Genomic DNA, 25,375 nt, shown 5'->3' with positions numbered 1-25,375 from the left:
CGCACAAGCGCGGGATCGTGTTGCGAGCGCGCGTCAGCGGCTCGTGTCGTCTTCTTCGAGCATGCGCGTGAGGTAGCGGGCTACCGCCCTCACGGCCGCAAGGTTTGTGGGATAGTCCATGCGTGTGGGGCCGAGCAATCCCACTCGCGCCCCGGCACCCGTCGCGTCGTAGTCGCTCGTAACGACGGATGCTTCTGCGAGTCCGAATGCTTCGTTCTCGCGGCCGATGCTGGCTGCGAGCCCGTGCTCATCGGCCACCATCTCCCCCATCAGGCGAACCAAAGTCACTTGTTGTTCGATGGCTTCCAGAAGTGGATAGATGCTGCCACGAAAGTCCGATTCGCGTTTTGCCAGGTTCGCGCTGCCTGCCAGCACTAAACGATCCTGCCTGAACTCTTCGAGATCTTCCGCTACGGCACGTGCGAGCACGCGAGTGGCAGCATCCCATGGCTTTGTGGGGTCATCGTGCAACGCCAGGTGAGCTTCAATGCGTTGGAGGCCGTCGCGTACGGATCGCCCGACCAATAGCGTGCTGAGTTCAGCGCGCATGCGCCCGAGGTCTGTTTCGTCGAACTCGTCGTGAACGTTGCTGACCCGTTGTGAGACCCTCCCAGTGTCGGTCACGACAATCACAAGCATCCGTCCACTGCCCAGTTGCACAAGCTCGACATGAGACACACTCGCGCGTTCGAATGACGGGTACTGCACAATCGCCACTTGGCCGGTGAGTTGGGTCAGGGCGCGCACGGTGCGGCTGAGGGCGTCATCTAGATCTACCGGCCCCTCAAGAAACGAGGAAATTGCGGTGCGCTGCGCAGGAGTGAGTGGGCGAACCTCAGCGAGATGATCCACGAAAACGCGGTATCCCTTGTCTGTCGGTATGCGGCCCGATGACGTGTGAGGGGCGACAATGAGCTCTTCATCTTCGAGCAGGGCCATGTCGTTGCGAATAGTGGCCGCTGAGACACCGAACGCATGACGGTCGACGATCGTCTTGCTACCGACAGGCTCGCGCGTGTCGACATAGTCCTGGACGATTGCGCGTAGCACTTCCAGCCCACGTTCGCTGACCATGGCGTTCCTCCCCGCTGGCACTCCTCAACTGTGAGTGCCAATTCTAGACCGGCTCGACACCTGACGTGTCAGCACGGGCCGTGCATGCGGCATTTCGTGCCGCGCGCACCTACGCTTAGTGCGATGAGTAATTCGCAGAGTTCAACGACGAAGCTCCACCTGACCGCCGGAATCGTGCGGGGTACCGAGACGGCGGGTGTTTGCCGTTTTCTCGGCATCCCGTACGCTCGTCCGCCTTTCGACGAGCGACGGTTTCGGCTGCCCGAGGCTGTTTTGCCGTGGGATGGAGAACGCGATGCGACGCAATTCGGTGCCACTGCACCGCAGTCGCCATATCCAGGTGCTATCGGCGAACTGCTTCCGTCCGTAGCGATCGCCGGCGACGACATTCTGACGGCCAATGTGTGGACTCCCACAGAGGCGGACTCCCTGCCCGTCATGGTGTGGTTTCATGGCGGGGCTCTCGAACGAGGAACACCGGCCCTGAGCGCCTACGACGGCTCTGCCTTCGCACGCGATGGCGTCGTCTTCGTCTCCATCGCCTACCGGCTCGGCTCTGAAGGGTTCTCGGTGCTCGACGGTGCGCCGCGGAATCTGGGACTCGCAGACGCTGCCGCGGGTCTGCGTTGGGTTCATGACGAGATCGAACGCTTCGGCGGAGATCCGAACCGCATCACGATTGTGGGCGAGTCTGCTGGCGGCGCGATCGTCGGAGCACTGCTCTCGCGCCCCGACACAGTCAAGTTGGTCGCGGGCGCCGCAATCGAAAGTGCGCCGCTGGTAGCCGATTCAGCACCACGCGCGGGCCGTGTGACCCGCGCATTGGCGAAGCGGCTGGGTCTTCCCGCGACCCGCGATGCGTTCGCCCAGGTCAGTGCTGAAAGTCTGGTCGAAGTGAGAGGACAGCAGTCTGCAGGCGGATCTCCCCTGGGCGGAGCGCCCGGTTTCGCACTTGCCATCGACCCTGACACCTTGCCGGTATCGCCTCATCAGGCGCTGGTCGACGTCAAGATTCCGCTGCTGATTGGCACCAACACGGACGAGTATCGACTGTGGTTTCCCCCGGCGGCGCTGGACGCCATCACCACCCTGAAGCTCCAACTCGGCCGACTTGCTCTAAGAGTTTCATCGCGGGCGATGAAACTGTATCGCGCAGCATGGCCCCACGCGACCACCGGCGAGCTGCTCGGGCAGGTTGCGACCGACGTGCTACTGCGCAAGGCCGCGATCGCGATCGCCGACAAGCGCAGTGCGAACACTTTCGTCTACGAGTTTGCGTGGCAGAGCCCGGTGCGAGAGCTCAAAGCAGCCCACTCGATCGAGATTGGTTTTGTGTTCGATCAGCTGCAAGCCGCCGATTCGGTCCGCATAGCGGGTACGGATTCGCCCCAGGCGCTCGCCGACCGAATGCACGCCGACTGGGTGCGCTTCGTTCGAACCGGTGATCCGGGTTGGCCCGACTATCGTGCTCAACGAACGACACAGGTGTACGACACGACTACGACTACCACTTCGTTGCGCCGCGCCGCCGCGCTCGATTCTTTGCGTGCACCGAAAGCGCGCTGAGCCTAGTCGGTCAGCCGGCGAACGACCGCGTCTGCCAAGAGCCGCCCGCGTAACGTCAACACGACGTTCCCACCGAGCGCCGAGGCACCATCGATAAGTCCGTCGGCAATCAAGGAAGCAACGTTCGTGCGCGAGTGACTCGCGATCTCGGCAATCGGCAGACCCTCGCGAATGCGGCTTCGAAGTAGCACCGATTCGAGAGCGCGGGCCTTCGCGTCGGGAACCTCCCGCCCTGCCGCGGGTGAAACCTGCTGGGCGAGGCGCTGAGCGTACGCAGCGGGATGCTTCACATTCCAAAATCGCACGCCAGCGATGTGGCTATGGGCGCCAGGACCGAATCCCCACCAATCAGAGCCCTGCCAATACGCAAGATTGTGGCGGGAGCGCTGTGAAACGTCGCGTGCCCAGTTCGATACCTCGTACCAATCGAATCCTGCGTCGGCGAGACGGGCGTCGATGTATTCATACATGTCGGCTTGCACATCATCATCGGGCGCGACTACTTCACCCCGCCTAATCTGTCGGGCAAGCTTGGTGCCTTCTTCAATGATCAGGGCGTACGCCGAAATGTGATCGGGTTCTAGGGCGAGCGCGGCGTCGACCGAGGCTCGCCAATCATCGAGGGATTCCCCCGGAGCGCCATAGATAAGATCGATGCTGACGTTCAAGCCAGCGCGGCGTGCCGCGGCGACCGCTGTTGTGACGTTCGCGGGGTTGTGCGTTCTATCAAGCGCGGCCAGCACGCGTGGAACCGCTGATTGCATTCCAATCGATAACCGAGTGACGCCTGCTGCGGCCAGTTCCTCTGCCACCGTGTCGGTGACCGTGTCGGGGTTGGCTTCCACGGTGATTTCGGCGTCGGGTACCACTTCGAATGCGTCCCTCACACCGTCCAGCATGCGGGCAAGGTCTCCGGGCGGCAGAAGCGTAGGCGTGCCGCCACCGAAGAACACAGTGGATGCTGCACGAATGCCGCCAGCACGCTCGAGGACACCGCGCGAGAAGCCCACCTCGCGCAGCAGCGTGTCGGCGTATTGATCCTGCCGTGCACCGTGCAGTTCCTCAGAGGTGTAGGTGTTGAAGTCGCAATAACCGCAGCGCACTCTGCAGAAGGGAACGTGCAAGTAGACGCTAAAGGGGGTCGCGAGATCTATCTGTGTGTGACCGGGCAGGGATCCGTCTTGAGGAACTGGCTCGCCGTCGGGTAGTGCCGAGCCCACTAGTGAACCTTCACGCGGGAGTGTTGTAGAGCGGCGAGATTGCGCGCAAATAGCGGCTGAACAGCTCGCGTCGACGCCGCCGCGTGAGCGCAGGCAGCGCGCGATACAACAGCGACGTTGGCGCGTCGAATGCTCGAACGGTGAACCACACTTGATCGTTGTCGTACCACTCGATCATGAACGATTCTTCGCCGCTGACGACCGAGTCGCCCACGGTACCCAGGGCGAAGCCCACCCGTCGAGGCTCATCGATTGTGAAGATCACCCGCAGCTCCGCGTCGGCTCTCATACCGCCCACTCGTCCGTGAACACGGATGGTGGTTCCGGGGGCAACATACGGGGTACCGTCTGCGTCGTAGCGAAGATCTGCCTCCGCGCGACTGGGAGCTATCGGAGTTCCATCGGCATCGAAGCTCACGCCGGAGTACATCGGACCGGACGCGGGGCGCACGTCGGTGAGGGCGAGCCCGGCTCCCCGCTGCGCAGTCCACGAGAGCAATGTCTCGCTCGCACCGTGAAAACGTTTCTCTCCGCTGCCGATGCGCCAAGACTGTTCCGCAGGAATGCTGCGCTCGGGCGGAAAGTGCATGAGGTCCGGCGCCTGGGTAGCGCCCACCGCCGCATAGTCGACTGTGTCGTCTTTGAAACTCCCGCGCCGCATGTCGAACAGCCTACTTGGCGTTACGGGTCTGATGCTGGGCCAGATGCATGGGTAGCAGCATCCGATTACTTCTTCTCTTTGCCCTCGGTGTCACCAGAAAGCGCAGCAATGAAGGCCTCTTGAGGCACCTCGACGCGGCCGACCATCTTCATGCGCTTCTTGCCCTCCTTCTGCTTCTCAAGGAGTTTGCGCTTACGGCTGATGTCACCGCCGTAGCACTTTGCGAGAACATCCTTGCGCATAGCCCGGATCGATTCGCGAGCGATGATTCGCGCGCCGATGGCTGCTTGAATAGGCACCTCGAACTGCTGACGAGGAATGAGCTTCCGCAGACGCTCGGTCATCAGCTGGCCGTAGGCGTAGGCCTTCTCGCGGTGCACGATCGAGCTAAACGCATCGACCTTGTCACCTTGTAGAAGGATGTCGACCTTGACGAGGTCAGCTTCTTGCTGTCCGCTCGGTTCGTAGTCAAGGCTCGCGTAGCCCTGCGTGCGGCTCTTGAGCTGGTCGAAGAAGTCGAAGACGATCTCACCGAGAGGCATGTTGTACCGCAGCTCCACGCGCTCTTCGCTGAAGTATTCCATTCCCAGCAGAGTGCCGCGACGCGCCTGGCAGAGCTCCATAACGGTACCGACGTAGTCTTTAGGAAGCAGAATCGCCGCCTTCACCATTGGCTCGGTCACCGACGCTATCTTGCCGTCGGGGTACTCGCTCGGGTTCGTCACGATGATCTCGGCACCCGCGTCGGTGCGCACCTCGTATGTCACGCTCGGCGCAGTCGTGATCAGGTCGAGATCGAACTCGCGGGAGAGTCGCTCGGTGATGATCTCGAGGTGCAGCAAGCCGAGGAAGCCACAGCGGAATCCGAAGCCGAGGGCCACGGATGTTTCTGGTTCGTACTGCAGTGAGGCATCGGAGAGTTTCAGCTTGTCGAGAGCCTCACGAAGCACGCCATAGTCGCTGCCATCGATCGGGTAGACGCCCGAGAAGACCATCGGCTTTGGGTCGGTGTAGCCGGGAAGTGCCTCGGTTGCTGGCTTTCGAAAGTGCGTGATCGTGTCGCCCACCTTTGACTGGCGCACATCCTTCACGCCAGTGATCAGATAGCCGACCTCGCCAACACCGAGGCCCTGCGATGGCACTGGCTCAGGACTGGTCACGCCGATCTCTAGCAATTCGTGAGTCGCCCGTGTCGACATCATCTGAATTCGTTCTCGCGGCGCTAGTGCGCCGTCGATCATGCGGACGTACGTCACCACGCCGCGGTACGCGTCATACACCGAGTCGAAGATCATCGCTCGCGCCGGTGCGTCAGGATCGCCCTTAGGCGCGGGGATCTCGCGCACCAATCGATCCAGCAGCTCCTCAACACCCTGACCCGTTTTGCCGCTCACTCTCAGCACGTCGTCGGGGTCTCCGCCAATAAGACCAGCAAGCTCGGCTGCGAAGCGGTCGGGGTCGGCCGCGGGAAGATCGATCTTGTTGAGTACCGGGATGATGTGCAGGTCGTTCTCGAGTGCGAGGTACAGATTGGCCAGAGTTTGCGCTTCGATCCCTTGCGCCGCATCCACCAACAAAATGGCGCCTTCGCATGCGGCTAGGGAACGGCTGACCTCGTAGGTGAAGTCAACGTGGCCGGGCGTATCGATCATGTTGAGCGCGTGCACCTGATCGTCAAGCAACCAGGGCATTCGCACCGCTTGCGACTTGATGGTTATGCCGCGCTCGCGCTCAATGTCCATACGGTCGAGGTATTGCGCGCGCATGTCACGGTCAGAGACCACCCCCGTGATCTGCAGCATTCGATCGGCCAGCGTCGACTTGCCGTGGTCGATGTGGGCGATGATACAGAAATTGCGAATCTGCTCCGGTGGGGTGGCAGACGGCTCGAGAGGCTTCAGGGCGCGGGGTGACATGGCTAGTCGATTCTATGTTGAACGGCTGGATGTCCCGAACGAAGCCCTCTTGCCCAGCGTGTCGAGAGGCACACTGCTCGGCAGCGGTGCAATAGCCTCTGTTGCATGACGGTCGAGGTCGTTCTAGTACATGGGATCCGCACATCAGCGACTATGTGGCGCGCGCAGGTGGACTATCTACGCGCCCGCGGGAATGGTGTCGTTGCCGTCGACCTGCCAGGACACGGTTCTCGGATGAGTGAAGAGTTCACGCTCGAGGAGGCCTTAGCAACTATCGATCGCGCTGTGCACGACGCGGCGACTCGTGGTCCGGTACTGCTCGCCTCCCACTCGATGGGAGGACTGTTGTCGATTGAGTACGTCGGGCGTGAAGAATCATCTCCCGTCGCGGGCTTCATCGCTGCCTCATGCACGGCGATTCCGAGGGGGCTCGGGCTCTCGACCTATCGCACGCTCGCACGCGGCTTCGATTCACTGCCTGACCGCGGAATGTGGCTCACGGATCGAGTACTCGATCGCACACTGCCGCCACACACTCGCGCCGACTTTGGTGCTGGCGGCTATGCATTCGACACTCAAGATGCTGCGTTGCGCAGTCTTTCCGTGCTGAATCTGTTTGAGTCGCTGGGGCGGATCTCCATGCCGCTGTGGTTTATCAATGGTCAGTATGACCAGCTGCGGGTGAACGAACGTCTGTTTGCGAAGGTTGCGCCCCACTCAGAACTGGTAGTTGTTCCACGCACGTCTCATCTTGTGACCGCCATGCGGCCGAACGTGTTCAACGCGCTACTCAACCTGGCGATCACGACACTCGAGCAGACCTGATAGACTCGGACATTGACTTGCGCGTGTGGGCTTCCCATTCCACACGACCGCTGGAACGCACCCCTCTACTGCGAACCGGCATTTCTCATTCACTCTGAACGAAAGACGTCAAACGTGGCGAATATCAAGTCGCAGATCAAGCGCAACAAGACCAACGAAAAGGCCAACGAGCGCAACAAGCGCGTCAAGAGCGAGCTTCGCACCGAGGTGCGTCGCACCCGCGAAGCTGTCGCCGCTGGAGACAAGGCTGCCGCCGAAAAGGCACTCGCAACCGCGTCGAAGAAGCTCGACAAGGCCGTGAGCAAGGGCGTTATTCACGAGAACCAGGCAGCGAACCGCAAGTCGGCAATCGCCAAGCAGGTCTCGGCTCTCTGAGGCTGAAGAACTTCGGGCATCGTCCCGTCAAAGGCTCGACCCTTCGGGGTCGAGCCTTTTCTCTTGGGCAATCGCGGGCGAGTTCTAATCGGCGAACGGCGCGCGCGTAGCGATGACCGTCACGAGGCGTTCGAGCGCAAAGACTGGATCACGTGACCCGCCTTTGACCTCGGCGTCGGCGCGCGCAGCTGCGTGGATAGCCATGCCGAGGCTCGTCTCGTTCCACCCTGTGAGATCGCGGCGCGCCCGATCGACCTGCCAGTCTTTGAGCCCTAGTCGCGCTGCAAGGGCTTTCGCGGGTTCTCGATTCCCTGCCACGCGTGCCATGGTGCGAAGCTTCGAGGCGATTGCGGCAACGACCGGTACAGGGTCGGCGCCCGAAGCGAGTGCATGGCGGAGCGAAACCAGCGCATCACCGTAGCGCCCCGCAATCGCAGTATCAGCAACTGTAAAAGCCGATGTCTCGACGCGGCCGCCGTAATATCGCTCAACAACCTGCTCGGTGATGTCTCCATCGACGTCTGCAATGAGCTGCTGGCACGCGGCCGCAAGTTCGGTCACATCGTCTGCAAACGCAGATACCAATGCGCGTAGTGCCACCGGCGCGATGCGACGACGAGCAGCCTGAAATTCCCCCGCGGCGAAATCGAACCGGTCGGAGTCACGTTTGATCGCAGGACACGCGATCTCGATCCCGCCACCGGTGCCCGCACGAACCGCGTCGAGAAGCTTCTTGCCGCGCACGCTTGACGCGGTGTGACGCAGTATGACCGTTGCTCCCTCTTGAGGCATGTTGAGGTACGAGACGGCCTCAGACAAGAACACATCGGAACACTTTTCGACTCCGGTGACGCGCACCAAGCGAGGTTCGCCAAACAGAGACGGCGAAGTCAGCGAGAGAAGCGTGCCGGCAGCGTAATCGTCAGCCCGAACATCTGAGACCTCTAGGCTCGCATCTTGCGCACGCAGTTGGTCACGAATTCCTGCAATTGCGCGTTCCGCGCAGACATCTTCTGGGCCCGCGACCAACACGATCGGTGCGGGTTGAGGGGCTCGCCACGACACCTGGGGGATGTTGCTTCGTGCCGGGCGTGTGGCAGGACGGCGCGCGGAAGCTGGCATGACACAAGACTACCGACGGACGGCGACACCACCGGTGGAGTCGGGAGCCATCATCCACCACGATCACGCCAGATCCGCGCGCCAGTATCGGTAGTGATCACGGCGATGGTGCCGGCGATATCAGTGCGGGCGATCACTGCCCCGAGGTCGTTGAGCACGACTGTAATCTCGTCTCGCGGATGGCCATAGCGGTTGTCAGCGCCGACGGTGAGTAACGCGATCGACGGTGCCGCCGTCGTGTACAGCGCGGTCGACTGGTCGGCACTGCCATGATGCGCGACTTTCACGATCGCGTACGGCGGCTTCAGAACGTGCGAAGCGAGGAGGCTTTGCTGCGGGGCAGCGGAGAGATCGCCGAGCATCAGCATGGTGGGCACTCCCCCACCACGCACGTCGAGCACAACACTGGCATCGTTGCCCGGCGTGGCGGCAGAGTCCGCCTCTGGCCACAGCACCCGCCAGCGCGAATCCCCAAGAGCGCCGTTCACGCCCGCATGCACTTGCGATACGAGCGCCCCAGAGCGCGCGAGACTGTCAAGAACGAGCGCACCGTCCGGTGTCGGCGGGCCGTGCAGAACACTGTGAACTCGTCCGACAGTTGCGTCCACGCCGCCGACGTGGTCTGCATCGAAGTGCGTCAGAACGAGGATGTCGATCTTGTCAACACCGGCTCTCGTCAAGCAGCGCTTCAACGCCGCCGGGTCCGGCCCTGTGTCCACCAGTGCGATCGCGCCAGCAGACCTCACCAGAATCGCGTCACCCTGCCCAACATCGCAAGCCATCACGCTCCACTCGGCCGGCAAGGTGAATCGTCCGAAGCTCGACGCTAAGAGCGCAGCGCCGCCTCCGATGCCGACCACAACCGCGAGCGACAGAGCCGCGATAGTGACGGTCGCGCGCTGCCATCGACGTTGCCCTGCACCCACCAGCACAACAAAGACCGCAAGACCGATCGCTGTAAGCAGCACCGCACCCCACAGGCCCTCGGCCCAAGGCAGTGACGCGCCAGGGAGCTCGGAAGCAGTTCGCGCGGTCCCAGCGATCCACGATGCCGGCAACCACGTCAGTGCGACCAAACCATCTTGAACCCACGGCGCCCACGGCATCAGACATGCCCCCAAACCAATGACGGTCGCCACCGGCGCCGCCGGTGCGGCCAACAGGTTTGCCAGCACGCCGTAGATCGGCACTGTGGGGGCGATCAGTATTAGCAGCGGTCCGCAGACGAGCTGCGCTGAGAGCGGCACGGACAGAGCCAGAGCGAGCGCCCTAGGCAGCCAGCGCGACAGTCCGTGGGCGAGCGGCCGCGCAAGCAGCAGAAGCGCCGCAGTCGCGGCCGCCGACAGCGCAAAACCCAAAGATGCCGACAACCACGGATCAATGACCAGAAGCAGAGATACCGCCGGACACAGTACGGCCAACCCCGCGGCGGTGCGGGCCAACAACACCCCAAGCATCGCGACAATTGCCATGGCAGCTGCTCGCACGACGCTTGGCTCAGGCGTGACGATGAGCACAAACCCCGCCAAGGCTGTCAGCCCGCACAGCACTCTCAACGCGCGTGCGGCGCCGCACTGCGCTGCCATGAGGAACGCAATACCCACGACGAGTGCGCAGTTCGCACCGGAGACCGCCGTGAGATGCGATAGCGATGAGGTCTTCATCGCCTGGTCGAGCTCGGTGCTCACCAGCGCAGTGTCGCCTATCGCTAGGCCTGGGATGAGCTCTGCGCCGTAGCCGGGCATTCGTGAAGCTGATTCGACGAGGTGGTGACGGAGATGTGATGCCAAAGCAAAGACGCCAGACGGTGCCGTCAGCACTGAGATCTCCCGCGACGCATCGATTTCAAAGAGGGCTCTGGACCCCTCGTAGGCGGGGCGTGCGGTTCCATGCGCCCGGATGACCGCACCGACGTCGATGCTGTTGCTATCGGCGATGTCGGCCGGCTCGACGCGCACGATGACGGGGCCGTGCACGGCGTGTTCATCCTCCCCGAGCACGATGACGGAAACGGTCGCGTCAAACGCGACGCTGTCATCTGTGCGTCGTTCAACCTTGCCGACAACGGTGGCTTCAATAGCGATCGCGCGCCCATCATCTAGGCCGAGCGCCTGCACCTGGGCGCGTAGTGGTGCCTCAAGTGCCACATTCGTGGCGGCCGCCGCGCCCAACGCTGCGGCCACGACGATCACAGTGAGTACGGTCAAGATCGCGTGCGAGAACGTTTCGCTTTTGCTGCGCAGTCCGGCGCACGCCATTGTTGCAAGCGCGACGAACATGACTCCCCACAAGCCAGCAGCGGTGGAACGTGCAGCTTCGGGGAACTCGGTCGTGATGGCACAGACGCTCCACGTCACCGCGACGACGGGGATCAGCCGCACCCCTGGCCGACGCCACACCGCTCAGATCACCACCAGGTCGCGGAGGGTCGCGAGCATCTTCTCTCCGATACCTGACACCGCGAGCAGGTCTTCGACGCTCGTAAAGCCGCCGTTCGCATCGCGCCATTCGATGATGCGTTGAGCCAGCGCCGGCCCGATGCCCGGCAGAGTGTCAAGCTGCGCGAGGTCACTGCTATTGAGATTGACTCGGCCATTCGAAGATGTTTCGGACCCAGTGACCTCTACATTGCTCGCATCAGAGGTACGTTCGAGGTCGGCGGTCGTCGGCGCGACCAACTGCTCGCCATCGGCCAAGAGTCGCGCAAGGTTGAGCGCGCTCGGGGCTGCTTCGTCGTCGAATCCGCCGGCCGCGGCGATCGCGTCGACTACCCGTGCACCGCTGTCAAGAACGTAGAGCCCAGGCGTCGCAACCGCTCCTGATACGTGCACGTAGATCACGCTGGGGTCGTTGACCGCTGTGCTCGATACGTCTGCAATAGCCACGTCTTCGCTCGGCTGCACAGTTGAGCGCACAACGCCGATTCCGACCGTCAAGGCAAGCGCGGCTATGACGATGACGATCGCGGCCCCGAGCCCCAGTCGCTGGCGCGGAGAGGGCGTGGAATGATCCTTCGTCGCTGACACCCGCTCACGCTAGAAGCGCTGGCGCGCGCAAAGCCGCCATGCACGTTCAGTTGTGCATGACGGCTTTGCGGCCCACCGCTAGGAGGAGTGCCTATTTGGTACTGAAGCTGACGACCTTGGGCGGGCGCACCACGGCACGCGTGATCTCGCGACCAGCCAACGCCTTGATCACTCGGTCGTCGGTGCGCGCGAGGTCCTCGAGGGTCGCCGCATCGATCTTGGCGGAGACGTCGAGTGTTGCACGCACCTTGCCATCGATCTGAATAATGGCTTTGGCCGTGTCTTCGACCAGCAGCATTGGGTCGGCAACGCGCCACGGCACTAGACCGACGAAGCCGGTGTAGCCGAGCATCTCCCACATTTCTTCGGCGGTGTGCGGAGCAAACAGATCAAGCACCATCGCGGTTGCTTCGGCTGCTTCACGGACCGCTGCATCGGCGGCGCCTGCGCCTGAATCGATAGTCTTTCGGGTTGCGTTGACGAGTTCCATCAAACGCGCGACGACGACGTTGAACTTCGTCTGGTCGATAAGCCCGGGTGCGTCTGCAAGCAGCCGGTGAGTGACGCGACGCAGTGCCTGATCTCCCTCGGCCCACACGACACTGGGATCGCTGTTGACGTCCTGCGCGACGCGAAGGGCGCGCGCGAGGAATTTCTGCGCTCCCGTCGTCGAGACATCGTTCCAGTCTTTGTCGTCTTCAACCGGCCCGGCGAACCCGAGTGCGACTCGCAGCGCATCGGCGCCATGGGCGTCGATCTCGTCTTTGAACAGCACGAGGTTGCCCTTGCTCTTCGACATCTTCGAACCGCCGAGAATAACCATTCCCTGGTTGATCAGCGAAGAGAATGGCTCCGTGAATTCGATGTACCCCATATCGAATAGCACCTTGGTGATGAACCTGGCATACAAAAGGTGCAAGATGGCGTGCTCAACGCCGCCCACGTAAGAATCGACGGGCGCCCACTTGTTCGCTTCGGCCGAGGGAAACGCCTGCGTGGCATCGTTTGGGGCGAGGAAACGCAGAAAATACCACGAGCTATCGACGAAGGTATCCATCGTGTCGGGGTCGCGTCGCGCAGATTCGCCTGTCTGGGGATCGGTCGTCTGAATCCACTCGGTGGCACCACCCAATGGTGATGTGCCCTTTGGCGTGAGGTCTAGACCAGCAGCATCCGGCAATTGCAGCGGAAGCTGCTCGTGAGGAACAGGAACGATGCGGCCATCTGCAGTATGAATCATTGGAATGGGAGTACCCCAGAACCGTTGCCGCGAGATCAGCCAGTCCCGAAGCCGGTAGGTTTTGGCGGCGCGCCCAGTACCGGCTGCCTCGAGTTGCTCGATGCTGCGCGCGATCGCGTTGCGCTTTGAGAGACCGTCCAGCGCCCCCGAATTGATCATTCGGCCTTCGCCCACAAGAGCCATGCCGGTCTTGGCAGGGTTGAGCTCATCGATTGAATCGTCCATACCTGGATCGATCGGGACGCCCTCATCATCGAGCTCGATGACGGGGATCGCTCCGGTAATGGGGGCTGTGGTGTCGACCACGACTCGAATGGGCAGATCAAAGGCTCTGGCAAAGTCGAGGTCGCGCTGGTCATGAGCGGGGACTGCCATCACCGCACCGTGACCGTAGTCCGCGAGGACGTAGTCTGCGGCCCAGATCGGCAGACGCTCGCCATTTACCGGGTTGATGGCGTATCGCTCCAGGAAGACCCCAGTCTTGGGACGGTCAGTACTCTGCCGCTCAATCTCGGTTTGCCGCGAAACGCCAGCCAGGTAGGTCTCGAAGCGCTCTTGGACCTCGGGTGTTGCCCCGGCGACCAGTTCTGCCGCCAAGTCTCCGTCTGGAGCCAGGACAAAGAACGTCGCGCCGTGCAGGGTATCGGGACGGGTCGAAAAGACCGTTACCGATTCCTCGCGCCCTTCGATTTGGAAATCGATGTCGGCGCCGATTGAACGACCGATCCAGTTGCGCTGCATCTGCAGAACCTTGTGCGGCCAGAAACCCTCGAGTTGGTTCAGGTCGTCAAGCAAGCGGTCGGCATACTTCGTGATCTTGAAGTACCACTGAGTCAGCTTCTTCTTGATTACTTCCGCGCCACAGCGCTCGCAACGTCCCTCGACGACCTGCTCGTTCGCAAGAACCGTCTGATCGTTGGTGCACCAGTTGACCGGGCTCTCTTTACGATAGGCGAGGTCGCGTTCGTACAGGCGCTGGAAGAGCCACTGGTTCCAGTGGTAGTACTCCGGATCGCTAGTGTGGAGCTCGCGACTCCAGTCAAATGACACGCCATATGAACGGAAGCCTTGCTTCTGCTGCTCGATGTTTGCGTAGGTCCACTCCCGAGGCTCGACCCCGCGCTTGATGGCGGCGTTCTCAGCCGGTAGACCGAACGAGTCCCAACCGATCGGGTTGAGTACGTTGTAGCCTCGGTGGCGCCACGCGCGCGCGACGATGTCGGAATATAGATAGTTCTCGGCGTGCCCCATGTGAAGATCACCGGACGGATAGGGGAACATCGCGAGCACGTACTTGCGGGGACGCGTGTCTTCAGCTCCACCCGCGCGGAACGGATCGGCTTTGGCCCAACGCTCCTGCCATTTGTCCTGGATAGCTTGGGTGTCGAACCCACCGGACTCGGGAAACGGCGTATGACTCACGTGGTGATACCAATCATGGGGTGCACAGGAAAGCGCACAGCGCGCTCTTTCCAGGTTACCCGACGATGTCGCACCAACCCGGCGGCAGAGCAGCTCCGAGCGCGGCGAGCGGGCCTCGCGCCTTGATTCCAACTTCGGCCACCTCGTCGGCCGGCTTCGAATGCCAAGTGATTCCTCCGCCAGCACCGACATACGCCCCGTCGGGATGCGCGACGATCGAGCGAATCACCATCGCGAGGTCCAATCCGCCGTCGTCACCGATCCAGCCGAAGCATCCACCGAATAGCCCGCGAGCATCGCCCTCGAGTGCGTGCAGAATTGTCATCGCTGACAGTTTCGGCGCACCGCTCATGCTCCCTGCCGGTGATGTAGCAGCCAGCAGGTTGCCCACGGTCGTTTCTGGCGCGAGCGTGCCAGCCACTGTGCTCACCAACTGATGCACTGCGGCGTATGACTCGACCGCCAGCAACTCCTCTACTGCGACGGACCCTGGCAGGCATACCTTCGACAGATCGTTGCGCATCAGGTCGACGATCATGACGTTCTCAGCTCGTTCCTTCTCGCTTTCTATGAGTTCCGCTCGCGACGCGGCATCGGCCTCGCCGTTCGAGCCTCGGGGGCGCGTGCCTTTGATGGGCCTGGTGCGCACCCTTGAGCGTGAGACCTCTAGGAATCGCTCTGGACTCGCGCTCGCGAGCGCCACGCCCGCAGACATGATGAGCGCCCCGTGGTGAGACGGGGTGGCCAGGCGCAAGCGGGCATAGACATCGTGCATGTTTAGTTGTTCGCCAAGTTCGAGCTCGAAGCGGGTTGCCAAGCAGAGTTGATATGCGTCCCCGCGGCTGATCGAGTCACGACAGCGCTCAATCAGTGAGGCGTAAATCTCCGGACTATGGCGGGGCACAAGGTCGCGACGCGGCGCTCGGGGCACCGACACAGCAGTTGCGCGCGCTGCCCGCTCCCCTATCGCGATAAGCGATGCGAGATCGCCCGCAGGAGCAAGAGCCCACATTCGTCCGTGTGCGTGATCGAAGGCGAAGAACTGAGTGGCTCGCAGCCAAAGTTGTTGAGGAATTGCGAATCGATCTACTGCGGAAGGGGCACCAGCACGCGATGCGGAATCGTCGTAGCCCATCCACCCCACCCAGCCGCCGCGAAACGTCCCGTTGTAGGTGTCGGTTGCCTGGCGATGTTCAACACAGACGACCTCGTTGACGAGCGCGGCGTCTGGTTCGGGAACGCCCACTCCGACCCAGCTCCACCCGCGGGTTGCCGCGGGCCCTGCATCCAGCCAAAACGAATGTTCAGAAGTTGCAGACAGCTCGCTGTGCACTCTCGAAGGATCAATCCATTGATCGCAAAGAAAGCTTGAGAGAACCTGCGCCATATCCCCAGGCTAATGCGCTCCCAACCCCCGTAGGATTTTGGGGTGAACGAGTTGTTGACGTGGTTGCTTGATGCCGTTCAAGCTGTCGATCCGCTGGTTCGCAGTCTTATTGCCGGGGTCGCGATCATGCTTGAAACGAGCGTGCTGATCGGATTGATCGTGCCAGGCGACACGATCGTGATCGTGGCGGGCACAGCGGTCGCGTCGTGGGCTGAGGGCCTCATGCTGGGGCTGGCCGTGGTCGTCGGCGCCCTGATCGGTGAGTCGATCGGGTTCTGGCTTGGCCGCTTACTAGGGCCACGGATCCGCAGATCTTGGCTCGGCCAGCGAATCGGTGACGAGAACTGGGCTCGTTCAGAACGCTACGTCGATCGTCGCGGTGGCCTCGCAATCTTCATTTCTCGATTTCTGCCGGTGCTTCACTCGCTGGTGCCGCTCACGGTCGGAATGACCCATTACTCGTATCGGCGTTTCCTCGCTTGGACCTTGCCAGCGTGCATAGTCTGGGCGTCGCTCTACATCCCCGTGGCGGCACTCGCTGCGGGCACGTACCGCGAGCTGGCCGATCGCCTGCACTTCGCTGGCTATATATTCGTCGGGATCATCGTCATTCTCGTGATCGCCGTGTTCGTGCTGAAGAAGGTCGTTCATCGGCTCGAGCGGCGCCATATGGAGGACGACGCTCTGGGCGACATGAAAGACTAGGAAAATGCCCGAGAACGACGCAGCGCCCGCGCGCAAAAAAGCGCTCTGGTTCGCGCGGTTGGAATATCGGCTGCACGCATGGCGGGAGAGGCGTGCGCGCGCTCGCGGCAAAGTACCGACGATCACCGCATTCCCCGGATACGGCGGCGGAAGCAGTGACAGGGGCTGGGCTCGAGTGCTCGGACGCGCCATGATTGTGCCCCCGTTGCCGACCGCAGAGAGCGGCGAGCTCGCCAGCGTGCGTGGATGGCGCAGTTTCGCCGCTGTCCCGATCGGCTACGCGCAAGTGACCGTGACGATCGGCGGCGCGACACACGAAGTGGTCACCGATCGCGGCGGAGTGCTTGATGCTGTGCTCCCGGTGTCGCTCGAGCCTGGCTGGCAAAGGTTCACCATGTCTGTAGAGGGCGGCGAACCTGTAGAGTCGCGTGTCTTTATGGTTGCGCCGGACATTCGTTTTGGGGTGATCTCCGACGTAGATGACACCGTGATGGTGACCGCGTTGCCTCGGCCACTGATCGCCGCGTGGAACTCGTTTGTCGTCGACGTGCATGCGCGCCAACCGGTCGCAGGCATGGCAGTGTTGCTGGGAAAGGTTGCCCAAGCCACGCCGGGCACACCGATGATCTACCTGTCTACGGGAGCGTGGAATGTCGCCCCCACTCTGAACCAGTTCTTGCGACGCCACCTTTTTCCCTCAGGCTCGCTCTTGCTCACAGACTGGGGGCCAACACACGATCGGTGGTTCCGCAGCGGAATGGCGCACAAACAGGAGAATCTTCGGCGTCTAGCCACCGAGTTCCCCGAGGTCAAGTGGTTGCTTATCGGCGATGATGGGCAGCACGATGACGCGATCTACACCGAGTTTGCGAATGAGAACCCCGACAAAGTTGCTGCCGTCGCCATTCGTCGACTCTCAACCGCGGAGGCGGTGCTGGCGGGCGGGCGCACTGCGGTGAATGACCATGCTGCGTTCGAGGTGCCTTGGCTGACGGAGTCAGATGGTGCAGGACTGCTAGAACAGCTTGAGTCCCTGGGGATCATCCCCCGCTGAGCGAGATGTCGGACGTTCGCCAATGGCGCGTGCGTTGACCCGACGCAGGGCGAATTCGGAGTGAGCAACGGCCTCTTCTATGAGCTCACGTGAAGGTAAATCGCTGGTCAGCCAGTCGCCTGCGAAAGAACGTGGTACAAGCAGCGGTACGCGATCGTGGATCTCGCTTAGTTCTTCTGTCGCGGGCCGCATAACAAGTGAGTAGCACGTGTATTCCGTGCCGTCGGACGTTCGTCCGGGTCGAGTGACCGCGGCCATCGCGAAGAGGGAATGGTCGCCGCCGAACTCGTACCATGTGCGCTGGGGTTTTCGCAGTTCGAACCATCGCGTCGCTGGAACAAGAGCCCGAGGCGGAAGAGCTTCTTTGCGATCTCGCAAGCGCTCGGCTCTCGTGTTGATGGAGGGGAACTTCGCGGGAGCACCGTCGATCAGATAGCCCCACCACGCATTTTCAAGAACTCGTTGACCGTTCTTCGACACAAGGATGGGGTTCAAGTTTCGCAAATTCTTGCCGGTAGGTAACAACGTTGAGCCGTCGTTCACTTGTGCCCAAGCACTGAGGTTCTTGAAAAGATCGTCATCGTCGGCAAGAATCTCGTCCGGATCCGTAAACCGAGGGTCGAGTCCATAGCTTGCGCACATGAGTCCAAGGTAGTCGCCGCATCCGACGGGACGATGAGCATCGGTGCGCGATCGCTCAGCAGCGCAACGTATTGTCGAGGGGTGCCTACTGCTCACGCGCTCGCTTCCCAAGCGCTCGCCCCATCCGAGTGGAACGCTCGCGAGCAGGCGCATCACGAACGAGCTGACGCTCTCACCTACGGTCGGCGTCAACGCGCGTCGCGCGGTCAAACCCATCCTGTCGATGATTTCCTGTACACCTACTACTCCTACAAACCCGCCATCCTCCGGCGGTGGCATCCCGGTGAAGGCGTGCGACTTGACGCCGCAACGCACACGGATCGAGCTGGCTGGCGCTGGTACATTCCGGTTGGCGGATCGGATGGCCTCATCGTTGACGGCGGTAGCTTCCGCCGCAAGTATGGTGCGCTGATCGGCAATATCGGTCGCATCCTGCGGGCGACTGCTGGACGAAATGCTAGCTTTCGGTGTTTCGGCCTGCACGAATGGGCCATGATCTACCGCGACGATGAGCATCGGCATGACGTCCCACTGCGCCTCGGCCAATCGGGCACTAACGCGGTCGTGGAATCGCATGAACTGGGTTGCACCCATTTCGATGCCTTTCGCTTCTTCACGCACCCCGCCACCACCCGCAATTCTGTAGAACTGAGCCGCGAGAGCCAGCCTGAGCGCGAGCAGCCAGGATGTCTGCACGCAGGTATGGACCTATACAAATGGGCGATTAAGCTGGGCCCCTTGGTACCTGGCGAGCTGTTGCTCAACACTTTCGCTCTCGCTCGCGAGATTCGAGTGGTCGATATGAGGGCATCACCCTACGATCTAACAGATTGGGGGTTTAGCCCCATCAAGATTGAGACAGCGCAGGGCAAGGCCGATTACGTGGCGGCTCAACGAGAATTCACCTCCCGAGCTCAGCAACTGCGCCAAGAACTCTTGACAGTCATCGCGCGAGAGTGATCACTCCAGAGGGCCGCAGTCCTCGCACGGCGAGAGTCCGCGTCCGTCACCGCTGAGTTCAAGTCGCAAAACGGCGACGCGCTGCGCGGCTTCTTCGAGACGCTCCATAGACAGTGTTCCGTCTTCGGTTGCCGCAACAATGCCCGCAACGATGCGGGGCGCCGTGTTTTCGTTGGAGTTGAGCAATGTCAGCACCATGTCGTTTCCCGCGACGAGCGCCTCGACCGCGTTCGAGACTGGATCGGCATAGTCAGCGATCCCGGATGCTTCAAGCATCCCGAGGTCATCCGTAATTGCGACGCCCGAGAACCCCAGTTCTTTCCTAGCGATGTCATGCCACTTCGCGGAGAGCGTTGCCGGTTTGCTGTCGATCGAGGTGTAGCGCAGGTGTCCAAACATCAGCAACGGAGCATCGGCGTCTATGCCGGCTTGGAAAGGTACCGCGTCAGTTTCGCGCCATTGGGTGAGCGAGATGTTTGTCTCTGGAATACCCGCGTGAGAATCTCCGGGAGCCGCCCCGTGACCTGGGAAGTGTTTCAGCGTCGACATCGTCGAGGGGGATTCGCCCAATACAGCCGCAGCGACGCGAGACGCGGCAGACGGGGCATTCGTGCCCAGTACTCGGCGATAGATGAACATGTCAGGATCGTCAGTCTCGTCAGCCACGACACCGAAGTTGACTCCAATTCCTGCGCGCAGGATGAGGCCGCCGCGACCTGAGAATGCATCGTAGGCGGCTTCTGCGGAATCGTACTTCAGGGTGAGGGCAGACGGGAAGTCATCCCACGGGAGACGGGAGACGTCGCCTCCTTCTTGGTCGATCGCGAGCAGAGGTGCGAAGGCGGGGTCAACAGTCAACGACTCCGTAAGTTCGCGCAGCAGCTGTTCAGATGAAGGAACGTTTGCTCCCATCAGGATGAACCCGCCGATGCCGGTGTCTTCCATATATGCGCGCAGGATCGCTGGGTCTGTCGACGGAATATGGCCCATGACCACACTCGCCGCTTTGTCGTGCACCGACATCTGCGCGACACGGGCGGTGGCAGCAGCGTCGATAGCTGTTTCGGCGGCGGACTCCACGCGCACGACGCCGGAGCCATGAGCAGTTCCATCACTCGATGTTGGCTTCACAGCAACCGCCGTCGCGGGTGTCGTGAGGCCCAATGCAAGGATGCACACAAGCCCAAGCGCCGCGATCAGTCTCTTAGCCATCATCAGACTGCGCACTTCGCCTCGGCTTCGCGTTCCTTCGCCAGCACCGAGCACGCACGGCCGACAACGCCGAAACGCGGGGACTGGGGCTGAGAACTCACTCACCCACGGTAGCGTTCCGACTGGTCATTCAGCCGCCGCTCGTAGACTTTCTTCGTGCCCGTTTCAAAGATCATCCTGTACTACGCCTTTGCGCCCCTGGCTGACCCCGACGCCGTTCGACTGTGGCAGCGGGATTTGGCAGAGTCCCTTGGGTTGCGAGGACGAATTCTGGTCTCAGAACACGGCCTGAACGGTACCCTCGGTGGACCAATGGCCGCGCTCAAGCGTTACGTACGCAAGACGCGCGAATATGCTGCATTCCGCGACATTGATTTCAAATGGAGCGATGGCAGCGAACTCGATGGCGATGAACGCAGCAGCGACTTTCCTAAGTTGAGCGTCAAGGTTCGTGAGGAAGTCGTCTCCTTTGGTGCCCCAGGCGAACTCGAAGTCGACGCGCACGGCGTCGTTGGTGGGGGGACGCACCTCTCCCCCGACGCGCTGCATCAGCTCGTCTCCGAGCGCGGCGATGATGTCGTTTTCTTCGACGGGCGAAACGCTTTGGAAGCTGCGATCGGCCGATTCGCTGGTGCGGTGGTGCCGAATGTCGAGACCACTAGAGACTTCGTGCGCTTGCTGGATTCCGGTGAGTTCGATGAACTGAAAAACCGACCTGTAGTGACGTATTGCACCGGGGGTATCCGTTGCGAGGTGCTCTCGAGTCTGATGGTGTCTCGCGGCTTCGACGAGGTCTACCAGCTGGATGGCGGAATCGTGCGCTACGGAGAACGTTTTCGCGACAAAGGGCTCTGGGAAGGTTCACTGTACGTTTTCGACAAGCGGGGTTCGATTGACTTCAGCGATGATGCCGCCACTATGGGCGAATGCAGCGGGTGCGGAGCCGCGACGAAGCGCACCGCGAATTGCAGCATCCGATCGTGCGACACCGAATTCGTTGTGTGTGATGCTTGTACTCAAATTCCTTGCGTCGTGCACAACTAAAAAATCCCCGGAATAACCGGGGATTTTTGGTGGACCTGAGGGGACTCGAACCCCTGACCCCCTGCATGCCATGCAGGTGCGCTACCAGCTGCGCCACAGGCCCATCTCGTTGCCGGCCGGAGCCGGGGCAACCCCTCTAGATTACTACACGTTAGAGGAAGTACCGAACACGAAGCTCAGTCTGAATTGGTCTTTGTCGGCAAATCGATCGCGATGACAGGACAGTCCTTCCACAGACGTTCGAGCCCGTAGTAGTTGCGTTCCTCCTCGTGAAAGACGTGAACAATGAGGTCGCCGAAGTCAAGAAGCACCCAACGAGACTCCTTGCGTCCTTCGCGCCGAAGACGTTTGTGGCCAGCCTGAAGCAACTGGTCTTCTACCTCATCCGCGATTGCGGCGACATTGCGTTCGCTACCGCCGGTGACGAGCAGAAAGGCATCGGCGAGAGGAAGCGGCTCCGAGACATCAAGCGCGACAAACTCTTCCCCGCCCTTCGAATCCGCAGCTGCGGCGGCGATCTGAACCATTTCGTAAGTGGACGTTCTTGCTGTCAAGAGAATACTCCGGTCGCAAATGCGACGATCAGCACGCCGACGAGGGCGAGCGCTAGGACGCCCGCGGTGATCGCGAGCGTCATCATGAGCCGGCTGCCCTTTTCAGGCGCCGGAGGTCGAATTACTTCGCCAGCAGACTTGACCGTGCTGATAGCAGCGCTGGCCGCAATCGGCGTGGGCGAAGAATGCGCAGGCAGTTCGCCGTCGATCAACACAGCGTCAGTTTCTTTGCTGTCAGCGGTGCCGACCGCGTGCCCGGTCGACCCAAGGCCCTCGGGCAACTGGAAAGTTCCCGTCACGAGAACTTCACCGGTAGCGGTCACCGCGCCCCCGAAGTCGGTGGCTGGATTGTCAGCGATGATGAGCGCGTTGGAGGTCGACACCGCGCCGGTGGAGCGGGAGAAGATCTGGTCAAATGAGGCGGGAACGTCGCTCTCGGTGGCTTTCGCGGTGAGCAAGTTGGCGCCGAGCAATGGATTCACGACAGCACGATCGGCCTCGCTATCGGCCTCATCGTGCGCGTCGCCACCAATCTCGACAGGTGCGACCATCGGTGCCGCCGCCTCGGCGGCGCGTGGCTGAGCCTCGGCGCTGTCTGCCGCAACCAGGCTGGCTGCTAGGGCGGATGCTTCTGGAGAAACCTTGACGAACATGTCACGCCAGCCTTCGTTGTCGGCGCTCACATCCTCGTCAAGAACGGTGGGAGCGAAGTCACTGTCACCGAACGACTCTGTTGCTACGGGTGTAGCCCCGGTGCCGAAAACTGACTTCAGGCCATCCTCCTCGACACTCTGGGTGCCGATCGTCGCCGGCACAGGCTGTGAAGCATGTTGTGCAGCAACCTCTGGGGTGATTACGGGAACGGACGCCGTGCGAATGCGCTCCTGCTGACGCGCCTGACGGCGCGTCAATGGGCTCACGCCCAGGTCGACGCTTGAATCAGCCGCAGGAGCAGGGGCGACGTCCACAGGCTCAGCGGGTCGCGGCAACGGCGTCGCCGTGACCTTTGGCGTTTCGTGCGTCGCTGCTGTGACTTCTTGGGTGAAGTCAGTTTGCTGCCCCGGCGCGTCCGTTGCGCTGGGCTCCGGTTCACTCTCGCGCTCTGGCTGCAAATCGACAGCGATGATGGGCGTGGCTCCGGTATTTCGGATTTCACGCAATTGCTTGCGGGTCAGCGGTGGGTTCGCCGGCTGCTCAGGTGTACTCATTCCTCGCTCCGGTATAGGTCGTGCTTTGCAATGTACTGGACGACTCCGTCTGGGACGAGGTACCACACCGGGTCTCCTCGTTGGACGCGCTCACGGCAGTCGGTTGATGAGATAGCCAAGGCCGGAATCTCAAGCAGGCTGACACCCTCAGTCGGTAGCCCGTCTGTGCTCAGCGCGTGGCCTGGACGGGAGACAGCGACGAAATGGGCCAGATCCCATAGATCATCATGCTCCCTCCAACTGAGAATTTGCGCTATGGCATCGGCACCGGTGATGAAAAACAGTTCAGCGCCGGGATATTCCTCGCGAAGGTCGCGCAGAGTATCGATGGTGTACGTAGGTCCGTCGCGCTGAATGTCCGTGCGACTGACAGTGAACTGCGGGTTGGAAGCTGTCGCAATCACCGTCATGAGATAGCGATCCTCACCCGGAGAGACATCTGATTTCTGCCATGGGCGCCCGGTGGGAACGAATATGACCTCGTCAAGATCGAACGACTTGGCGACTTCGCTCGCGGCAACTAAGTGGCCGTGGTGAATGGGATCAAACGTCCCACCCATCACTCCTATTCTTGGTACCTGCGTCACCGACATTCAGCGGGCCTAGTGGCCGTGTCCCACCTGCTGGACGTCGTTCTCGTGGGCTTTTGCGTATGCTTCGGCCTTGTGCGCGTGGCGGTTGGCGACGTTGCGATACGAAAGGGTCACAATACCCAGCGAAGCGAACACAATCAGCGCGACGATGCCGAAGCCGACCGTCTCGAGCGCCACGTTTCCGTGATGTTCGGACTCTTCCGCTGCGAGGTACAGGATCGTGGCGAGGGTCATGCTTGCTCCGTTCAGGTGTGCCTGTGTCGCGCAGGCTTGTTCCAGTCTAGGTGGTTAGGCCCGCACTTGCCCGGTGCCGCGCGCCAGCCACTTCGTACTCGTGAGCTCAGGCAATCCCATAGGGCCTCGTGCGTGCAGCTTTTGGGTGGAGATTCCCACTTCAGTGCCGAACCCGAACTCTCCGCCGTCTGTGAATCGTGTCGACGCATTCACCATAACGACAGCGGAATCTACCTCAGCCAGGAAGCGATCGGCATTGCTTTCAGATGCCGTGATGATCGATTCGGTGTGTCCTGTGGAGTACTGCCTGATATGCGACAGCGCCTCGTCGAGGTCTGCCACCACTTTCATGGATACATCAAGGCTCAGGTACTCGGTCGACCAATCCGATTCGGTAGCTGGCACGATGTGATCTGCCAACGTCCCAACAGTTTCATCACCGTGAACCGTCACGCCGCGAGCTTGCAGAGCCTCGGTGACGGGAGCAACCAGACGCGCCGCAGCGTCGCGAAGCACGAGTACAGTCTCGACCGAGTTGCATACGCTCGGGCGCTGCACTTTAGCGTTGACAACGATGTCGCGGGCCCATTCCAGTGGGGCGTTGGCGTCCAGGACGATATGAACGACGCCCGCGCCGGTCTCAATCACGGGGACCAACGACTCGGTGACCACAGTTTCTATCAATGAGGCGCTCCCCCGCGGGATCAGCACGTCGATGAGTCCGCGTGCCTGCATCATCTCCCGGGCTCCGGCGCGCCCGAAGTCATCGACAGTTTGGATGCCGTCCGGATCGACGTGCACTCGGGTAAGCGCATGACGCATCGCCGTGATCAACGCGGCGTTCGTCTGTTCGGCGGCTGAGCCGCCGCGCAAAACCACCGCATTGCCTGAGCGGAGCGCAAGAGCGGCGATATCAACAGTGACGTTCGGTCGTGCCTCGTAGATCGAGCCGACGACACCAAACGGAACCGAAACTTTCGTCAGAGCTACGCCGTTGGGCAACACGCGTTCGTCGAGCACTCGACCGACTGGGTCGGGCAGCTGTGCGACGTCGCGCACAGCACTCGCGAGAGCAGCGATGCGATCGGCATCCAACCGCAAACGATCTTGGAGCGCCTCAGACAGTCCATTGCTACGTCCACGAGCGAGATCTTCGGCATTCGCCGTCACGATGTCGTCTGTCGCGGTCACGATCTCGGCTGCGACAGCCATGAGCGCGTCACTCTTTTGCTGATCGGTAAGCAACGAAATCGTCCGCGAGGCGTGCTTGGCGAGAACCATTCTGTCGCGCGCGGTGGCGGCCGTGGTGAGCATCACACCAGCTTACCGAGCAGA

General features: G+C 61.6%; 23 protein-coding genes and 1 tRNA gene. 7 read left to right on the top strand and 17 right to left on the bottom strand.

Annotated elements, in window-relative coordinates; all coding sequences use genetic code 11:
- Positions 1-33 precede the first annotated feature (33 nt).
- Positions 34-1,074: a heat-inducible transcriptional repressor HrcA gene (hrcA, locus tag AB0O81_RS02315; RefSeq protein ID WP_363580789.1), complete on the bottom strand. Its 1,041-nt coding sequence runs from the start codon at positions 1,072-1,074 to the stop codon at positions 34-36.
- 123 nt (positions 1,075-1,197) lie between these two features.
- On the opposite strand from hrcA, the gene AB0O81_RS02310 reads away from it, so the two are divergent.
- Complete coding sequence (locus tag AB0O81_RS02310) at positions 1,198-2,640, top strand: carboxylesterase family protein (protein ID WP_363580787.1); 1,443 nt, start codon at positions 1,198-1,200, stop codon at positions 2,638-2,640.
- Between the two features lie 2 nt (positions 2,641-2,642).
- Here the strand turns inward: AB0O81_RS02310 and hemW are convergent, their stop codons facing one another.
- The 3 genes from hemW to lepA all read right to left on the bottom strand — a co-directional run bounded on the left by hemW (position 2,643) and on the right by lepA (position 6,437).
- On the bottom strand, positions 2,643-3,860 hold the full coding sequence (gene hemW / locus AB0O81_RS02305) for a radical SAM family heme chaperone HemW (protein ID WP_363580785.1): 1,218 nt from the start codon (positions 3,858-3,860) through the stop codon (positions 2,643-2,645).
- 10 nt (positions 3,861-3,870) lie between these two features.
- Positions 3,871-4,521: a DUF1990 family protein gene (locus tag AB0O81_RS02300; protein WP_363580783.1), complete on the bottom strand. Its 651-nt coding sequence runs from the start codon at positions 4,519-4,521 to the stop codon at positions 3,871-3,873.
- Positions 4,522-4,586: 65 nt separating this feature from the next.
- On the bottom strand, positions 4,587-6,437 hold the full coding sequence (gene lepA, locus AB0O81_RS02295) for a translation elongation factor 4 (protein WP_363580781.1): 1,851 nt from the start codon (positions 6,435-6,437) through the stop codon (positions 4,587-4,589).
- Between the two features lie 105 nt (positions 6,438-6,542).
- Between lepA and AB0O81_RS02290 the strand changes: the two genes are divergently transcribed.
- Together AB0O81_RS02290 and rpsT are read left to right on the top strand one after the other, a co-directional pair.
- Positions 6,543-7,262 (top strand): alpha/beta hydrolase, encoded by a 720-nt coding sequence (locus AB0O81_RS02290; RefSeq protein ID WP_363580779.1) that lies wholly within the window; start codon positions 6,543-6,545, stop codon positions 7,260-7,262.
- A 114-nt stretch (positions 7,263-7,376) separates the two neighbouring features.
- A complete protein-coding gene (gene rpsT / locus AB0O81_RS02285; RefSeq protein ID WP_337338008.1) occupies positions 7,377-7,637 on the top strand; it encodes a 30S ribosomal protein S20 in 261 nt (86 codons plus the stop codon).
- An 84-nt stretch (positions 7,638-7,721) separates the two neighbouring features.
- Here the strand turns inward: rpsT and holA are convergent, their stop codons facing one another.
- The 5 genes from holA to AB0O81_RS02260 all read right to left on the bottom strand — a co-directional run bounded on the left by holA (position 7,722) and on the right by AB0O81_RS02260 (position 15,834).
- Entirely contained in the window at positions 7,722-8,759 is a 1,038-nt protein-coding gene (holA, locus tag AB0O81_RS02280; RefSeq protein ID WP_363580776.1) for a DNA polymerase III subunit delta, read from the bottom strand.
- A gap of 50 nt (positions 8,760-8,809) precedes the next feature.
- A complete protein-coding gene (locus AB0O81_RS02275; protein WP_363580774.1) occupies positions 8,810-11,140 on the bottom strand; it encodes a ComEC/Rec2 family competence protein in 2,331 nt (776 codons plus the stop codon).
- 21 nt (positions 11,141-11,161) lie between these two features.
- On the bottom strand, positions 11,162-11,785 hold the full coding sequence (locus AB0O81_RS02270) for a ComEA family DNA-binding protein (protein ID WP_363580772.1): 624 nt from the start codon (positions 11,783-11,785) through the stop codon (positions 11,162-11,164).
- A gap of 91 nt (positions 11,786-11,876) precedes the next feature.
- A complete protein-coding gene (leuS, locus tag AB0O81_RS02265; RefSeq protein WP_363580770.1) occupies positions 11,877-14,447 on the bottom strand; it encodes a leucine--tRNA ligase in 2,571 nt (856 codons plus the stop codon).
- A gap of 55 nt (positions 14,448-14,502) precedes the next feature.
- Positions 14,503-15,834 (bottom strand): anthranilate synthase component I family protein, encoded by a 1,332-nt coding sequence (locus AB0O81_RS02260; protein WP_363580767.1) that lies wholly within the window; start codon positions 15,832-15,834, stop codon positions 14,503-14,505.
- Between the two features lie 42 nt (positions 15,835-15,876).
- Here AB0O81_RS02260 and AB0O81_RS02255 point away from each other — a divergent pair, with 42 nt between their 5' ends.
- Positions 15,877-16,539, top strand: coding sequence for a DedA family protein (locus tag AB0O81_RS02255; RefSeq protein ID WP_363580765.1), 663 nt, complete (start codon positions 15,877-15,879; stop codon positions 16,537-16,539).
- Between the two features lie 4 nt (positions 16,540-16,543).
- Complete coding sequence (locus AB0O81_RS02250) at positions 16,544-17,593, top strand: phosphatase domain-containing protein (protein ID WP_363580763.1); 1,050 nt, start codon at positions 16,544-16,546, stop codon at positions 17,591-17,593.
- On the opposite strand, the gene AB0O81_RS02245 is transcribed toward AB0O81_RS02250, so the two are convergent.
- Positions 17,555-18,235, bottom strand: a complete 681-nt coding sequence (locus tag AB0O81_RS02245; protein WP_363580761.1) for an SOS response-associated peptidase family protein — start codon at positions 18,233-18,235, stop codon at positions 17,555-17,557. The genes AB0O81_RS02250 and AB0O81_RS02245 overlap by 39 nt on opposite strands.
- A gap of 81 nt (positions 18,236-18,316) precedes the next feature.
- On the opposite strand from AB0O81_RS02245, the gene AB0O81_RS02240 reads away from it, so the two are divergent.
- The gene (locus tag AB0O81_RS02240; RefSeq protein ID WP_363580759.1) at positions 18,317-19,195 is read left to right on the top strand and encodes a 3-methyladenine DNA glycosylase; all 879 of its coding nucleotides are present in this window, start codon (positions 18,317-18,319) and stop codon (positions 19,193-19,195) included.
- Here the strand turns inward: AB0O81_RS02240 and AB0O81_RS02235 are convergent, their stop codons facing one another.
- A complete protein-coding gene (locus AB0O81_RS02235; protein WP_363580757.1) occupies positions 19,196-20,512 on the bottom strand; it encodes a glycoside hydrolase family 3 N-terminal domain-containing protein in 1,317 nt (438 codons plus the stop codon).
- 51 nt (positions 20,513-20,563) lie between these two features.
- Here AB0O81_RS02235 and AB0O81_RS02230 point away from each other — a divergent pair, with 51 nt between their 5' ends.
- Complete coding sequence (locus AB0O81_RS02230) at positions 20,564-21,451, top strand: rhodanese-related sulfurtransferase (protein WP_363580755.1); 888 nt, start codon at positions 20,564-20,566, stop codon at positions 21,449-21,451.
- 27 nt (positions 21,452-21,478) lie between these two features.
- Here the strand turns inward: AB0O81_RS02230 and AB0O81_RS02225 are convergent.
- The 6 genes from AB0O81_RS02225 to AB0O81_RS02200 form a co-directional block, all read right to left on the bottom strand.
- Positions 21,479-21,554, bottom strand: a tRNA-Ala gene (locus tag AB0O81_RS02225).
- Positions 21,555-21,627: 73 nt separating this feature from the next.
- Positions 21,628-21,978 carry a ribosome silencing factor gene (rsfS, locus tag AB0O81_RS02220; protein ID WP_363580753.1) on the bottom strand — a complete coding sequence of 117 codons (351 nt, stop codon included), beginning with the start codon at positions 21,976-21,978 and terminating at the stop codon, positions 21,628-21,630.
- A gap of 23 nt (positions 21,979-22,001) precedes the next feature.
- Positions 22,002-23,213, bottom strand: a complete 1,212-nt coding sequence (locus AB0O81_RS02215) for a hypothetical protein (RefSeq protein WP_363580751.1) — start codon at positions 23,211-23,213, stop codon at positions 22,002-22,004.
- Positions 23,210-23,806 (bottom strand): nicotinate-nucleotide adenylyltransferase, encoded by a 597-nt coding sequence (gene nadD / locus AB0O81_RS02210; protein ID WP_363580749.1) that lies wholly within the window; start codon positions 23,804-23,806, stop codon positions 23,210-23,212. Before nadD ends, AB0O81_RS02215 begins: the two co-directional genes overlap by 4 nt.
- 9 nt (positions 23,807-23,815) lie before the next feature.
- Positions 23,816-24,040 (bottom strand): hypothetical protein, encoded by a 225-nt coding sequence (locus AB0O81_RS02205; protein ID WP_363580747.1) that lies wholly within the window; start codon positions 24,038-24,040, stop codon positions 23,816-23,818.
- A 54-nt stretch (positions 24,041-24,094) separates the two neighbouring features.
- The gene (locus tag AB0O81_RS02200; protein ID WP_363580745.1) at positions 24,095-25,354 is read right to left on the bottom strand and encodes a glutamate-5-semialdehyde dehydrogenase; all 1,260 of its coding nucleotides are present in this window, start codon (positions 25,352-25,354) and stop codon (positions 24,095-24,097) included.
- Positions 25,355-25,375: the final 21 nt, after the last annotated feature.

This window comes from Microbacterium sp. NPDC076911 (assembly GCF_040687125.1).
Taxonomy (GTDB): domain Bacteria; phylum Actinomycetota; class Actinomycetes; order Actinomycetales; family Microbacteriaceae; genus Microbacterium.
The sequence above is the reverse complement of the archived record's forward strand: the minus strand, read 5'-3'. Positions and strand labels throughout refer to the sequence as shown.

What these genes read in the sequence shown, in the direction of transcription:
- hrcA (WP_363580789.1), bottom strand. Translation starts at nt 1,074, where the DNA reads ATGGTCAGCGAACGTGGGCTGGAAGTGCTACGCGCAATCGTCCAGGAC.
- AB0O81_RS02310 (WP_363580787.1), top strand. Translation starts at nt 1,198, where the DNA reads ATGAGTAATTCGCAGAGTTCAACGACGAAGCTCCACCTGACCGCCGGA.
- AB0O81_RS02300 (WP_363580783.1), bottom strand. Translation starts at nt 4,521, where the DNA reads ATGCGGCGCGGGAGTTTCAAAGACGACACAGTCGACTATGCGGCGGTG.
- lepA (WP_363580781.1), bottom strand. Translation starts at nt 6,437, where the DNA reads ATGTCACCCCGCGCCCTGAAGCCTCTCGAGCCGTCTGCCACCCCACCG.
- AB0O81_RS02290 (WP_363580779.1), top strand. Translation starts at nt 6,543, where the DNA reads ATGACGGTCGAGGTCGTTCTAGTACATGGGATCCGCACATCAGCGACT.
- holA (WP_363580776.1), bottom strand. Translation starts at nt 8,759, where the DNA reads ATGCCAGCTTCCGCGCGCCGTCCTGCCACACGCCCGGCACGAAGCAAC.
- AB0O81_RS02260 (WP_363580767.1), bottom strand. Translation starts at nt 15,834, where the DNA reads ATGGCGCAGGTTCTCTCAAGCTTTCTTTGCGATCAATGGATTGATCCT.
- AB0O81_RS02250 (WP_363580763.1), top strand. Translation starts at nt 16,544, where the DNA reads ATGCCCGAGAACGACGCAGCGCCCGCGCGCAAAAAAGCGCTCTGGTTC.
- AB0O81_RS02245 (WP_363580761.1), bottom strand. Translation starts at nt 18,235, where the DNA reads ATGTGCGCAAGCTATGGACTCGACCCTCGGTTTACGGATCCGGACGAG.
- rsfS (WP_363580753.1), bottom strand. Translation starts at nt 21,978, where the DNA reads ATGGTTCAGATCGCCGCCGCAGCTGCGGATTCGAAGGGCGGGGAAGAG.
- AB0O81_RS02215 (WP_363580751.1), bottom strand. Translation starts at nt 23,213, where the DNA reads ATGAGTACACCTGAGCAGCCGGCGAACCCACCGCTGACCCGCAAGCAA.
- nadD (WP_363580749.1), bottom strand. Translation starts at nt 23,806, where the DNA reads ATGTCGGTGACGCAGGTACCAAGAATAGGAGTGATGGGTGGGACGTTT.
- AB0O81_RS02205 (WP_363580747.1), bottom strand. Translation starts at nt 24,040, where the DNA reads ATGACCCTCGCCACGATCCTGTACCTCGCAGCGGAAGAGTCCGAACAT.
- AB0O81_RS02200 (WP_363580745.1), bottom strand. Translation starts at nt 25,354, where the DNA reads ATGCTCACCACGGCCGCCACCGCGCGCGACAGAATGGTTCTCGCCAAG.